The organism is Duganella sp. (genome assembly GCF_039595735.1).
In the GTDB taxonomy this organism is placed as follows: domain Bacteria; phylum Pseudomonadota; class Gammaproteobacteria; order Burkholderiales; family Burkholderiaceae_D; genus Rugamonas.
This window is the reverse complement of the sequence record NZ_JBCNLB010000009.1, coordinates 174,221-185,499: the sequence shown is the minus strand read 5'-3', so window position 1 is coordinate 185,499 and position 11,279 is coordinate 174,221. Positions and strand designations below refer to the sequence as shown.

The window sequence follows — 11,279 nt, the reverse complement described above, 5'->3', positions numbered from 1 at the left end:
CTTATCTGACCCACGTGCTCAACGGCACTAAGTCTGCTCAGCGTCACCCCGCCTGGCCGCATCGACAGCCTTATTATCTGGCGAAGACGCGGTATGCTCAATATACGAGGTCCGCCATTTCTACACGGGCTCGACCGTCTGCACGTTAGGGCTGAGTTTGAAACTCCGGGGTCAGGTCCGCCATTTCTACACGAACTCGACCGTTTGGTGCGTTTACGGCTGAGTTCGTGTAGAAATGGCGGACCTGACCCCGGATTATGACCCCGGATTAGTTGCTGGCCATGGCGCGCAGCAGGGCCGGTATTTCGGTGCTGATCTCACGCGCCAGGTAGCCCAGCGGGCCGTGCCTGAGGGCCAGCTGTTCTCCCGCCATGGCGTGCAGCGCCACGCCCCAGGCGGCGGCTTGCTCCAGCGCCGCGCCGCGCGCCGCCAGGCCGGTGATGATGCCGGCCAGTACGTCTCCCGATCCTGATATCGCCAGGCCGGTGTTGCCGCCTTCGTGACGCCATTCCTGGTTGTTGATGTCCGCAATCACGGTGCGCGCGCCTTTCAGCGCCACTGTGGCTTGCCAGCGTTGCGCAGCCAGCCGGGCGGCGGCGTCGGGTTGCGCCAGGATGTCGTCTTTGTCGGCGCCAGTCAGGGTGGCCAGCTCGCCAGCGTGCGGAGTCAGCAGTACAGGACTGGCGAAGCGGAAGCCGCCAATCGCCGCCTCCGACCCGCGATCGTCTGCGCCGGCGCCATCCGCTGCGGTCCGGCCGCAGTCGGCGTCGCGGCTGACGATGCTCATGCCGGCCGCGTCCAGGATCAGCGGGGCGTGGCCGCAATGCGGCAGCAGTGCGCGCACCAGGCGGCAACTGGCGGTGTCATCCTGCATGCCGGGGCCGATCAGCACCGCGCTGGCTTGTTCGCACAGTTTGATCAGATCGTCACGCTGGTGGACTTGCAGGCCGCCGTCCACCGTTTCCCCCAGGCCGAGCACGCGCGCCTCGGGCACGGCAACCCCAACCTGCGGCGCCACGCTGGCCGCGGTGGCAATCGCCAGCTTGCCGGCGCCGGCGCGCAGGGCGGCGGTGGCGGCCAGCAGCACGGCGCCCGGCATCTCCCGCGATCCTGCAACGATTACCACGTATCCTCGCGTATTTTTGTCTGCGTCCGGCCCCGGCATGGGCAACGGCCAGTCGCGCAGCAGGCGGGCGTTGATGTCGACACTCATGATTTGGGCGCGGCAGGCTGGTCTTTTTGATGGGTAACCGGGGTGCCGGTTTGTTCCAACGGCGCCACGAAGTTGGCTTGCACCAGCACTAGCTTGCCATGCTTGCCCGCGGACGGATCAAAGCGGTATTCGGTGATGCCGCAGTTGGGCACGTCGCCGGCGCGGTCGATGGCCAGGATGGCGTCCTCGTCCAGCCGCTCCAGCAAGTAGCGGAAGCAGTTGACAATCACCTGGTGCGCCACGATCAGCACCCGTTCGCCGTGGTATTCGCGGGTCATGGTGTCGATCACGCTGCGCAGCCGCAGAATGACGTCGCACCAGCTTTCGCCGCCCGGCGGCCGGAAATAGAATTTGCCGACGTGGGCGCGCTGCTCCGCCAGTTCCGGGTATTTGTCGTGGATGCCAAGTGGCGTCAGGCGATCGAGGATGCCAAATTCTTTCTCGCGCAGCCGCTCGTCGGCAGCCATCCCGAGCAGATTGTCGCGCCCAAGGTGATCAAGCACCACCTTGGCGGTGGCGCGCGCGCGGACGTAGGGGGAGAACAGTACGACATTGGGCTGGGCGTCCGCCGGCAAGGCCCGGAACCAGCCGCTCATCGCCTGCGCCTGACGCTGCCCCAGTTCTGATAGCGGAACGTCAACATCGCGGTCGGCCAGGTCGATCAGCAGTTTCTTACCGGCTTCGGCCTCGTCGCGCGCGACGTTGCCGGCGCTTTGACCGTGCCGGACCAGCCAGAGTTGCTGTGGCCATTTTTGTTCCATCAGCGGCCTCCCAGATCCAGTTCGACCCAGACCGGCGCGTGGTCGCTGGGCTTTTCGCGCCCGCGCACATCGTGATCGACACCCGCCGCTTTCAGCGCAGGCGTAAGGGATGGGCTCAGCAGAATATGGTCGATGCGCAGTCCCGCATTGCGTTGGTAAGCATTGCGGAAATAATCCCAGAAGGTGTAAATGACTTCGCCCGGATGCGTAACGCGCAGGCTATCGCACCAACCCTGTTCAATCAGGCGATGAAATGCCGCGCGTACCTCGGGGCGGAATAACGCATCGTCCAGCCAGCGCTCCGGTTTATAAACGTCCAGCTCGGTCGGCATGACATTGAAATCGCCCGCCAACACCGCCGGCGCACCGCTCTCGATTAATCGCGAGGCATGCAGGATAAACCGCTCAAACCATTTTAATTTGTAATCAAATTTTGGGCCGGGGGCGGGATTGCCGTTGGGCAGATATAAGCCGCCAATAATGATGCCATTTACCACGGCTTCAATATAGCGGCTTTGTATATCGTCAGGATCGCCAGGTAAGCCGCGTCCGGTTTCCATTGGCTGTTGGCCGCGGGCTAATATCGCTACGCCATTCCAGCTCTTCTGGCCGTGCCAGATGGCGTGATAACCGGCGTCGTTAATGGCTGCTTCCGGGAATTTCTCCTGCGGCGCTTTTAGTTCCTGCAGGCAGACAGCGTCCGGCTGGCTCTCATCCAGCCATTGGAGCAGGGCGGGCAGGCGGCTGCCGATGCCGTTGACGTTGAAGGTGGCGATACGCATGCAGCCAGTATAAGCAGCTCATCCGGCTGCGCCGGTGCGCCAGCGCACGCAAAAACACCTGACAACCTGGGGCCGTTCAGTTGGCGCTTGAACTGTCATTCCGGCGAACGCCGGAATCCATAGATAGCCAGAGTTTCTCTCAGCGCAGCCGTTCTATGGGTTCCGGCTTACGCCGGAACGACAGGTGAAGGCTCGTTTTTAAGCCAGAGATTGGCACGATCCAGCCAAGTTCTGGCGGAGGAGGCAAAAGTCGCTTGACACTGGCGATGCCTTCGTATACTGTATTAATCAACTAATACACACATACAACTACCATGGCTACGCATACGGCTTCCTTGTTCACGATAGCGACAGGCTCGTCCGATCCTATCTATCGCCAGTTGATCGAGCAGGTCCGGCGATTAATTGCCGCCGCTGTTTTAAAACCGGGCGATGTTTTACCGTCCGTGCGTGAGGTTGCCGTCACCCTGGCGGTCAATCCTATGACGGTTTCCAAGGCTTATAACATGATGGAAACCGAGGGCTTATTAAGCCGCGCGCGCGGCGTCGGCATGCTGGTGGCGCAAAGTAAATTGCTGGAAGGGCGGGAGAACCTATTAAGACCGACGCTGGAGCGCGCAGCGGCTGAAGCCCGTCAATTGGAACTGGATAACGAAGCAGCACTGAATCTATTTAAAAAGATATTGGGGGAAACAAAATGAAGTCGAATATCGTTGAAGTTTCGAATCTGCATAAAACGTTTGGACAGCAGCAAGTTCTACAAGGCGTTAACTGGAATATCGCGCAGGGCAAGGTGATTGGATTATTAGGCCGGAATGGCGCTGGTAAATCTACCTTGCTGGAATGTTTGCTGGGCTTGCGCGAAACGGACGCCGGCAGCAGCAAATTATTCGGCCAGCCGGCTGCTGCGCTGAATGATGAAGCACGCGCCAATATCGGTTATGTGCCGCAGAAGTCGGAGCTGTTTGAATGGCTGACGCCTTTGCAGCTGCTGGACTATTTCAAAGCCCTGTACCCGCGCTGGAATCAGGCCAAGGTGGACAGCCTGATGCAGCGCTGGGGCTTGGCCGGCGCGGCGGCGACTAAACAAATCAGCAAGCTTTCCGGCGGCCAGAAACAACGCCTGTCCCTGATCCGCGCGCTGGCACACGATCCCAAATTGCTGGTGCTGGACGAGCCTGTCGCCAGCCTGGACCCGGTCGGCCGTCGCGATTTCTTGCAGGAACTGATCAACGACGTCATCGAACGCGACACCACCGTGATTTTTTCCACCCACATCCTATCGGACCTGGAGCGCGTGGCGCTGGATGTGGCTTTCTTGCAGGGTGGCAAAATCGTGCTGCAAGGCGCGCTGGATGAGTTGCTTGAGGGTAAAAACCTCAGCCTGGAGGATTTGTTTGTCGAGGTGACCAAATGAACGCCGCCAGCCGACAACTGCTGATGCAATTAATATATGACCGGGCCAGCAGCGGCATGCTGGTGCGGGTGACCTGGATGTTGGGGGCGGCCGCCCTGGCCCAGCTGTTCGTCAATTATCACTTCGATAAGCCGGAGTTCGGCATAACGCTGTTGCTATGCCTGACCAGCGGTACGATTTTCCTGTGGTGCGGCGCCTTCCTGAAAAACGCGGTGCAGCAAAACACGCCGGCCAACGCCGTGCTGGTGCCGGGATTGCGGCGCAAGCTGATGCGCCTGACGGTTGAACTGTACCTCGGCGCCACAGTGGTGACGGCGGCGCTCAGCTGGCTCCTGATTGACCGGCCCGGCTATGGCCTGCTGGCCGGCACCTTGTTTACGATTTACGTGCTGTACGCCCAGCGTTATAGCTGGATGAACTTTCTGCCGACGGTGGTCATCATCGGCTCGGTCTCGATCACCAGTCATCCGGTGGACAAATTGGTGGCTGCGGCGGACATGATCGGCGAACCGGTCGTGACCGTCATCGGCACGGTACTGCTGGCACTGCTGGCGCGTCCGGCCTTGCACGCCTTGTTCCCGCAAGGCGGCGACCGGCACTGGGCCTGGTATCTGCGCTGTGCCCGTCAGCTGGCGATTGCCAGCGGCAGCGCGCCGAACAGTGAACCGGGACACGGCGTCCGCTGGCTGGCGTGGCTGCGCAAACCATACAATGCCGCTTTGCGTGCCGATAGCCGACGCGGCGCCGATCAAGGCCGCCAGATGCTGCACACCCTGGGCACGACCGCCCACGAGGGCGGCGCCATTGCGTACGCCGCGGTCTCGGCGGCCCTCATGGCACTATTTGGACGCTACCTCGCGACCAAAGGTGATGTGGTGTTCACCATGGTCACCACCACTCTGATGCAGGGCATGCTGATGATGGGGGTAGTGATCTACGTCAGCACCCTGGTGATGCATTCGGTGCGCTATGCCGGCGAACAAGGTCTGTATCGGCTGACGCCAGCGGCGCCGGCCGCGGCGCAGTTCAACCGCATCCTGCTGGGCGCGCTGTTGTTCCGTACCCTGCGCCTGTGGCTGGTGTGCGCATTGGCCATCGTGTGCATCGATGTGGCCGTGCTCGGCCAGTGGCAGGTGCGCGGCATTACCTTTGCGCTGGCGGCACTGGCGCTGCCGTTTGCGGCCGTGTTGATGCGCGACTACGCCAGCACGCAGCCGCGCCCGAACATGATGCTGAACATCGTGATGGGCACGCTGATGGTGGCTGCCTACATCGCCTTGGCGATGGTGGACCAGACTCATCCCGGATTGCCGCTGTTCTGGTTCGGCGCCGGCGTCGCGCTGGTGACCGCGCTCGTCATGCGCTTGCGCTGGCAGCAACTGGTGGCGCTGCCGCCGCTGTTGCCGGCGAGCCGGTCGGCCGTTTAGGGCTACTTGGCGGCGCTGGCTAAGGGCTTGCCTTTTTCAACCACGTAGACACCCACCAGCTTCATGGTGCCCTTGCCGGTGTTGACGGCATCGTGAATGGTGCCGGCCGGGATGACGAACGACTCGCCAGCCTTGACGCGGCGCGGGTCTTCGCCATCGATCAGCAGCTCGCCTTCACCTTCCAGCACATAGCTGATTTCATCGCCGGGATGGGAGTGACGGCCGGCGGCCACGCCGGCGTCGAGTTCCACTCTGGCCACCACCGCCTCGCGTCCAGGGACGGAAACATCGGTTTTTTGCAGCACGGTGCGGCGGATGGTTCCGGTTTGCGCCAGCGCCACGCCGGCGAATAACACTGCAATCAAGACAAACCTGGCTGATTTCATGGCATCCCCTTCTTATTGTTGGAATGCCAATTCTACGCTGCTTAATTGCCGCTGCGGTGTCCCAACCACAAGGCATCGGCAATTGCGCCGATCCAGCACAACAGCGCAAGCAGCGTCAGCCAGTTGGCCGCCGGACTGTCGGCCCCGGCCGCGTCGAGCCGGGCCAGGATGGCGGCCGGATCGGCGGCCAGTGCGCCGCTATTCAGTTCCGCCATCAGCTGCGCCGACAGTTCCAGCACCTGGCGCACCAGCCACGCTACTGCCAGCGCCGCCGGTATCAGGAACAGCAAGCCACGCAACGCGCGTTGCGGCCGCAGCACGAGGTGGCCGAGGCCCGGGAAAATCAGGGCCGAGATCAAGGCCGCCTTGGTCGATGCTTTCATGCTGCTCCTGTTGTTACTTTGTGCCTGTTGATCGAACGCAAGAATATGCGGCGACAGCCAGCGTAGATTACAACATCTTGGCTGCCGGAGGGAATCATGCGCGCGTTGATCGGGATGGCTTGGATGGTGTGGGGCGTGGCGCTGGCCGCCCCCAATGAAAAGGATGCGGTGGCGCTGACCGAGAAAGGCGCGCAGTATGTGCGCGCCCATGGCAAGGCTGAAATGGCGGCGCGCATCAACAGCAAGGACCCAGACTTCAATCAGGGCGCGCTGTACCTGGCGATGCGCGATTTGAATGGCATCACGCTGGCGCACCCGACCACCGCGCTGATCGGCAAGAACCTGCTGGACGTCCCGGATGCCGACGGCAAGCTGTTCCGGCAAGAGATGCTGGCGCTGGCGCGCGGACCGGGGCGCGGCTGGGTCGACTACAAATTCCGCAATCCGGAAACGGGCAAGGTCGAAGCCAAGCGCACCTACGTGCTGCGGGTGGACGACGTGGCGCTGGAAGCCGGCATCTACAAGCACTGAACGGTCATGCTGAGCAAACTCAAGATCGGGCCCAAGCTGCTGCTGGCGCCGGGCGTGGTGCTGATCCTGCTGATCGTGCTGTCGGCGGGTGCCTATCTGGGCCTGCTGCGGCAGAACCAGTCGCTCGACAACATGGTGCAGCAGCGCGCGGTGCGGCTCAAGGCTGCGGCCGACCTGGTGGCCAACGCCCACAAGGCGCACACCGAAATCTACCAGCTGCTCACCTGGATCAACGCCAGCTTCTCGGCGCCGCGGGTGGATGCGCTGGTGCGCGACATCCACCTGCGCCACGCGGCGCTGGACCGTCAGTTCGCGCAACTGGAGATGGCCACCCAATCCGATCCGGCCGAGCGCCGCTTCGTGGCGCAATCGCAGGCGGCGCACAGCGTCTACGTCAAGGCCACGCAGGATGTGATCGAACTGGCCATGGCCGACCTGTCGATGGCAGCCAACGCCATGTCCAAGGCGGAGCGCGCGTTTGACGTGGTGGCGCAGCGGCTGGAGGAGTTGTCGCGGCTGGAGCAATCGCTGAGCGAGCGCGCCTACGCCGATGCCGAAACCGACTTCAGCGTGCTGTCGACCTGGATGCCGATCGTGGTGGCGTTGTCGATCGCCTTGTCGCTGCTGGTGACCATGGCGGTGCGCAACGCCATGCTGAAAGAAGTGCGCGAGATCGGCGCGGCGGCGGTGGATCTGGCCGAGGGCAATCTGACCGTGCGCCAGCGCGTCTACGGCCGCGATGAGATCGCGGAGACGTCGCGCGCGCTGGACACCAGCATCCGCAACCTGAACACCACCTTGAAAACCATCCTGGCCTCGGCGCAGTCGATCGATCAGGCCTCGCGCGAGGTCGCCCAGGGCAATGCCGTGCTGGCGCGGCGCACACGCGCCCAGGCTGGAACGCTGGAAGAGGGCGGGGAGGCGATGCGGCAGCTAGGCGTACAACTGGCGCAGACGGCGACCCACGCGGAGCTGGCCTGCCAACTGTCACAATGCGCCAACAGCTTTGCCGCGCGCGGCGGCAGTGTGGTGCAGCGGCTGGTGGTGACCATGGCATCGATACGCGGCAGCTCGCGGCGCGTGGTGGAAATCGTTGGCGTGATCGATGGGCTGGCGGTGCAGACGCACATGCTGGCTCTGAGCGCCGCGGTAGAAGCGGCGCGCGCCGGCGAGCATGGCGAGGGCTTTGCCGTGGTGGCCGGCGAAGTGCGTTCGCTGGCGCAGCGTTCGGCGTCGGCGGCACAGGAAATCAAACTGCTGATTGCCGACTCGGCGGCGGAGATTGACAACGGCACGCGCTCGGTGGAGGAGGCCGGCGCCAGCATGGCCGAGATCGTGGACGCGGTGCGCCAGGTGGGCGACATCATCGGCCAGATTGGCGACACCAACGCCGAACAGGCGCAGGGTGTGCTGGGCATGCAGCAGGCCATCGTCAGTATGGACCAGATCACCCAGCAGAATCTGGCGCTGGTCCAGCAGGCGGCTGCGGCGGCCAGCACCTTGCAGCGACAGGCAATCTACCTATCCGAAGCGGTCGCCATCTTCAAGCTGGACGAGGGGGTGGAACCGCCGGATGCCAGCCGGCTTGCGGGCAGTCCGCGCGTGGTCCGCCTGCGATTGGCATCGGTACGGAGTTAGCTCATGCGGCGGTTGGCGCGGCGGCGCGCCAGCGGTCGCTGTCTTTCTTGATGTAGTGGGCGAACACATAGCGCCATGGCATGGCGAGCGGGATGATGATGACCACGGCGCACTCGAAGGCAGTGCCGATAGTCGCCTCGTCCAGCGTGCCGCTGCGCCAGGCCGGCAGGAAGACGACCAGCATCCAGATGGTCTTCCAGGCCAGCTCCCAGAACAGCACCGGCAGCATCTGCAGCGGATAGCGGATGCCCGCCACGCACATCAGGCTGAAAGCGGCCAGCATGCACTTCACCACACCTTGCGCCAGGCCCCAAGGCTCGGCGTGTTGGATCACGCCGGGCCACACCACCAGCGCCAGTCCCAGCGCAATAATCAGATATACGGCTCTCAGCGAATACAGGCGAAACAGCGATACTTGCGGCATGGTGCGTCTCCTTGTGGTGGCGGGATTTACTCGACTTCCTTCAATACTTTCTCGATGGCGATGATGCGGGTTTGCAGATCGGCCAGCGCGGCGGCGGTCTGCTCCTGGGCGGCCACGGCGCGTTCGGCCACAGCGCGGTAGGAGGCTTCATTCTCGGCCTGCAGCTGCGCCTTCTTGATGATGGTCTGCGAGCGAATCAGGAAGATCATGAAGATCGTGCCAAAGAAAATGCCGATGGTGGCCAGATAGATCGGTTCAGACATTTGCGCCTCTACTTTTCAGGATTATTCGTCAGGGTTTGCACTGCTTGGGCAATCGTGGCCGGCGTCAGATCGATGGCAAACGGTGCCGCTTCGAAATAGTTCAGCGCCTTGCCGTCGTCGGACAACTCCAGCTGGCTGGTAACCAGGCCAGCGTCCTCCAGCTTCTGCAAATGCAGATGCAGCAAAGGGCGGCTGATATTCAACTCACGGGCCAGCTGGCTGACGTAATTCCGTCCACCCGCCGCCAGCGCTGCCACCACCCGCAACCTATGCGGATTCGACAGCGCCGAAAGCGCCGCCAGCAACTGTTCGCCGGTGAGATGTTTTGATTTCATGTGTAAAGAATATCTGACAGGTGTAAGCAAGTCAATCGATAGTGCAAAATCTTTTTGTCGAAAACGCTTGTGGTGGCGTTCTTTTTTGTCTATAGTTAGCCACATGGATAACTATCGAGTTGCGCTAGACGCCATCTTTCACGCTTTGTCGGACCCCACGCGCAGGGAAGTGGTGCGTCGGCTGGGCGCGGGGCCGGCGACTGTCAGTGAACTGTCGCAGCCCTTCGCCATGGCGCTGCCGTCGTTCATGAAACACATGCGCGTGCTGGAAGAGAGCGGCCTGGTCAGCAGCAGCAAGAGCGGGCGGGTGCGGACATGCATTCTCGAACGGGACAAACTTGCCGCAGCCGAGCGCTGGTTCGAAGAACAGCGCGCGCTCTGGAGCAGCCGATACGACAACCTGGACACCCTTTTGGAACAACTGCAAGGAGACGACAATGGCAGCTAAGCTTCAATTTGATTTCGTGGTTAACAAGGAAACCAGCACCCTCACTGTAACGCGGGAATTTGCCGGTCTACGGCAGCTGGTGTGGGATTGCCATACGCAAAGCGCCTTACTCGACCGGTGGTTCGCGCCCAAGCCATTGAGCACCAAGACCAAGCATATGGAATTCAAGGAAGGCGGCTACTGGCACTACGCCATGGTCACGCCTGATGGGCAGGAATACTGGGGCCGGCTGGACTACCTGGCCATCCATCCGATCGACAGCTACGCGACCCTGGATGGCTTCACCGATGAAACAGGCGTCATCAACGCCGCCTTGCCGCGCTCGCGTTGGGACGTGACGTTCTCGGACCTGCAAGAACACACGCTGGTCACCACGGTAGTGAAATACAACTCGCCGGAAGACGTGCAAAAAGTCATCGACATGGGCATGAAAGAGGGCATGACCTCCACCCTGGAGCGCCTCGACGAGCTGCTGCTGAATCTACGCGCATAAAAAACGGACGGGTCGACGAACATATGGGCCCGTTCGCCCAAGTGCGATGAAACTGCGCGCTGATACGCCGCCGCAGTCTGTTTGCGAAAGACCGTCTGCGCCCCATCTCAGACCTTCGTTGTTCATTATCGCAGTTGGAAGCATCCGGCTCTTTTAACCATCGCTATAGCTACTTCAATCGAAAAGCCAGCGATTCGGGGTCAGCTCTGTCATTTGGACATCCGAACCAATTGTTTGATATATCTCAATACGCCAATTTCGGTATTTTTACGTGTTGATAAAGATCAAAGGTCTGCACTGAATGTCCAAATGACAGAGCTGACCCTGAATGTTGAACCTGAATGTTGATTTCTGTTTCGATCGGCGGCTCTTGGCCGGATCCGGCTACGTGCGACGTCTTTCCATCATTTTCATAAACCGCTGATGGCTCTCCGAAAATTGCTCGTCGCTCTGGTATTTTGCAAGATAATCATCTAGCAGTTTAGTTTGCGCAGCATCTTTACCGCCGATCGGTCGTGCCATCCTGAGTTCATCTGCCATCCAGTTGTGGACGTCTGCAATATCGCCCCCATGCCGGACTGCACCGTAAATGAACTTTCCGACGCGTTCGTATTTAACTTCCGGATTAATAGGATTCTTCTCGGGATATAAATTCATACCTACCTTCGATGCCGGTCAAAGGCCCGCTACTGGCCGAATTCAGCCGTTGTTAATAGAATAGCATATTGCTCATTTGTAAAAACACGTGAAATCTCACATCGCTACAGACGAAAAAAAC

16 protein-coding genes are annotated in these 11,279 nt (G+C 61.2%); 7 read left to right on the top strand and 9 right to left on the bottom strand.

What is annotated here, in order from left to right:
• Positions 1-268: 268 nt before the first annotated feature.
• Genes ABDW57_RS17160 through xth form a run of 3 tightly spaced genes read right to left on the bottom strand, consistent with a single transcriptional unit; the run spans position 269 to position 2,756 of the window.
• On the bottom strand, positions 269-1,213 hold the full coding sequence (locus ABDW57_RS17160; protein WP_343731389.1) for an NAD(P)H-hydrate dehydratase: 945 nt from the start codon (positions 1,211-1,213) through the stop codon (positions 269-271).
• Positions 1,210-1,974, bottom strand: a complete 765-nt coding sequence (locus ABDW57_RS17155; protein WP_343731388.1) for a histidine phosphatase family protein — start codon at positions 1,972-1,974, stop codon at positions 1,210-1,212. Before ABDW57_RS17155 ends, ABDW57_RS17160 begins: the two co-directional genes overlap by 4 nt.
• Positions 1,974-2,756 carry an exodeoxyribonuclease III gene (gene xth, locus ABDW57_RS17150; RefSeq protein WP_343731387.1) on the bottom strand — a complete coding sequence of 261 codons (783 nt, stop codon included), beginning with the start codon at positions 2,754-2,756 and terminating at the stop codon, positions 1,974-1,976. Before xth ends, ABDW57_RS17155 begins: the two co-directional genes overlap by 1 nt.
• 314 nt (positions 2,757-3,070) lie before the next feature.
• Between xth and ABDW57_RS17145 the strand changes: the two genes are divergently transcribed.
• From ABDW57_RS17145 to ABDW57_RS17135, 3 genes are read left to right on the top strand one after another with little or no spacing between them, the layout of a single operon-like run.
• Positions 3,071-3,457 (top strand): GntR family transcriptional regulator, encoded by a 387-nt coding sequence (locus ABDW57_RS17145; RefSeq protein WP_343731386.1) that lies wholly within the window; start codon positions 3,071-3,073, stop codon positions 3,455-3,457.
• A complete protein-coding gene (locus ABDW57_RS17140) occupies positions 3,454-4,173 on the top strand; it encodes an ABC transporter ATP-binding protein (protein WP_343731385.1) in 720 nt (239 codons plus the stop codon). Before ABDW57_RS17145 ends, ABDW57_RS17140 begins: the two co-directional genes overlap by 4 nt.
• Positions 4,170-5,600 carry a hypothetical protein gene (locus tag ABDW57_RS17135; protein WP_343731384.1) on the top strand — a complete coding sequence of 477 codons (1,431 nt, stop codon included), beginning with the start codon at positions 4,170-4,172 and terminating at the stop codon, positions 5,598-5,600. Before ABDW57_RS17140 ends, ABDW57_RS17135 begins: the two co-directional genes overlap by 4 nt.
• A 2-nt stretch (positions 5,601-5,602) precedes the next feature.
• Here ABDW57_RS17135 and ABDW57_RS17130 read toward each other — a convergent pair whose 3' ends face one another.
• On the bottom strand, positions 5,603-5,986 hold the full coding sequence (locus ABDW57_RS17130) for a cupin domain-containing protein (RefSeq protein ID WP_343731383.1): 384 nt from the start codon (positions 5,984-5,986) through the stop codon (positions 5,603-5,605).
• A 41-nt stretch (positions 5,987-6,027) separates the two neighbouring features.
• Positions 6,028-6,369 (bottom strand): hypothetical protein, encoded by a 342-nt coding sequence (locus ABDW57_RS17125; RefSeq protein WP_343731382.1) that lies wholly within the window; start codon positions 6,367-6,369, stop codon positions 6,028-6,030.
• Between the two features lie 96 nt (positions 6,370-6,465).
• Here ABDW57_RS17125 and ABDW57_RS17120 point away from each other — a divergent pair, with 96 nt between their 5' ends.
• Positions 6,466-6,900 (top strand): cache domain-containing protein, encoded by a 435-nt coding sequence (locus tag ABDW57_RS17120; protein ID WP_343731381.1) that lies wholly within the window; start codon positions 6,466-6,468, stop codon positions 6,898-6,900.
• A gap of 6 nt (positions 6,901-6,906) precedes the next feature.
• Complete coding sequence (locus tag ABDW57_RS17115) at positions 6,907-8,538, top strand: methyl-accepting chemotaxis protein (RefSeq protein ID WP_343731380.1); 1,632 nt, start codon at positions 6,907-6,909, stop codon at positions 8,536-8,538.
• 1 nt (position 8,539) lies between these two features.
• Here ABDW57_RS17115 and ABDW57_RS17110 read toward each other — a convergent pair whose 3' ends face one another.
• From ABDW57_RS17110 to ABDW57_RS17100, 3 genes are read right to left on the bottom strand one after another with little or no spacing between them, the layout of a single operon-like run.
• Positions 8,540-8,962: a hypothetical protein gene (locus ABDW57_RS17110; RefSeq protein ID WP_343731379.1), complete on the bottom strand. Its 423-nt coding sequence runs from the start codon at positions 8,960-8,962 to the stop codon at positions 8,540-8,542.
• A 26-nt stretch (positions 8,963-8,988) separates the two neighbouring features.
• Positions 8,989-9,225 (bottom strand): hypothetical protein, encoded by a 237-nt coding sequence (locus ABDW57_RS17105; RefSeq protein ID WP_343731378.1) that lies wholly within the window; start codon positions 9,223-9,225, stop codon positions 8,989-8,991.
• An 8-nt stretch (positions 9,226-9,233) separates the two neighbouring features.
• Complete coding sequence (locus ABDW57_RS17100) at positions 9,234-9,560, bottom strand: helix-turn-helix domain-containing protein (RefSeq protein ID WP_343731377.1); 327 nt, start codon at positions 9,558-9,560, stop codon at positions 9,234-9,236.
• A gap of 103 nt (positions 9,561-9,663) precedes the next feature.
• On the opposite strand from ABDW57_RS17100, the gene ABDW57_RS17095 reads away from it, so the two are divergent.
• Positions 9,664-10,008 carry a metalloregulator ArsR/SmtB family transcription factor gene (locus ABDW57_RS17095; protein ID WP_343731376.1) on the top strand — a complete coding sequence of 115 codons (345 nt, stop codon included), beginning with the start codon at positions 9,664-9,666 and terminating at the stop codon, positions 10,006-10,008.
• A complete protein-coding gene (locus ABDW57_RS17090; RefSeq protein WP_343731375.1) occupies positions 9,998-10,501 on the top strand; it encodes an SRPBCC domain-containing protein in 504 nt (167 codons plus the stop codon). The genes ABDW57_RS17095 and ABDW57_RS17090 overlap by 11 nt, the downstream gene beginning before the upstream one ends.
• A gap of 384 nt (positions 10,502-10,885) precedes the next feature.
• On the opposite strand, the gene ABDW57_RS17085 is transcribed toward ABDW57_RS17090, so the two are convergent.
• Positions 10,886-11,158 carry a hypothetical protein gene (locus ABDW57_RS17085; RefSeq protein WP_343731374.1) on the bottom strand — a complete coding sequence of 91 codons (273 nt, stop codon included), beginning with the start codon at positions 11,156-11,158 and terminating at the stop codon, positions 10,886-10,888.
• Between the last annotated feature and the right edge of the window lie 121 nt (positions 11,159-11,279).

Excerpts from the sequence above, each read along its gene's own strand:
- ABDW57_RS17120 (WP_343731381.1), top strand. The coding sequence starts at position 6,466 with ATGCGCGCGTTGATCGGGATGGCTTGGATGGTGTGGGGCGTGGCGCTG.
- ABDW57_RS17145 (WP_343731386.1), top strand. The coding sequence starts at position 3,071 with ATGGCTACGCATACGGCTTCCTTGTTCACGATAGCGACAGGCTCGTCC.
- ABDW57_RS17110 (WP_343731379.1), bottom strand. The coding sequence starts at position 8,962 with ATGCCGCAAGTATCGCTGTTTCGCCTGTATTCGCTGAGAGCCGTATAT.
- ABDW57_RS17090 (WP_343731375.1), top strand. The coding sequence starts at position 9,998 with ATGGCAGCTAAGCTTCAATTTGATTTCGTGGTTAACAAGGAAACCAGC.
- ABDW57_RS17085 (WP_343731374.1), bottom strand. The coding sequence starts at position 11,158 with ATGAATTTATATCCCGAGAAGAATCCTATTAATCCGGAAGTTAAATAC.
- ABDW57_RS17135 (WP_343731384.1), top strand. The coding sequence starts at position 4,170 with ATGAACGCCGCCAGCCGACAACTGCTGATGCAATTAATATATGACCGG.
- ABDW57_RS17155 (WP_343731388.1), bottom strand. The coding sequence starts at position 1,974 with ATGGAACAAAAATGGCCACAGCAACTCTGGCTGGTCCGGCACGGTCAA.
- ABDW57_RS17115 (WP_343731380.1), top strand. The coding sequence starts at position 6,907 with ATGCTGAGCAAACTCAAGATCGGGCCCAAGCTGCTGCTGGCGCCGGGC.
- ABDW57_RS17105 (WP_343731378.1), bottom strand. The coding sequence starts at position 9,225 with ATGTCTGAACCGATCTATCTGGCCACCATCGGCATTTTCTTTGGCACG.
- ABDW57_RS17100 (WP_343731377.1), bottom strand. The coding sequence starts at position 9,560 with ATGAAATCAAAACATCTCACCGGCGAACAGTTGCTGGCGGCGCTTTCG.
- xth (WP_343731387.1), bottom strand. The coding sequence starts at position 2,756 with ATGCGTATCGCCACCTTCAACGTCAACGGCATCGGCAGCCGCCTGCCC.
- ABDW57_RS17125 (WP_343731382.1), bottom strand. The coding sequence starts at position 6,369 with ATGAAAGCATCGACCAAGGCGGCCTTGATCTCGGCCCTGATTTTCCCG.
- ABDW57_RS17130 (WP_343731383.1), bottom strand. The coding sequence starts at position 5,986 with ATGAAATCAGCCAGGTTTGTCTTGATTGCAGTGTTATTCGCCGGCGTG.
- ABDW57_RS17095 (WP_343731376.1), top strand. The coding sequence starts at position 9,664 with ATGGATAACTATCGAGTTGCGCTAGACGCCATCTTTCACGCTTTGTCG.
- ABDW57_RS17140 (WP_343731385.1), top strand. The coding sequence starts at position 3,454 with ATGAAGTCGAATATCGTTGAAGTTTCGAATCTGCATAAAACGTTTGGA.
- ABDW57_RS17160 (WP_343731389.1), bottom strand. The coding sequence starts at position 1,213 with ATGAGTGTCGACATCAACGCCCGCCTGCTGCGCGACTGGCCGTTGCCC.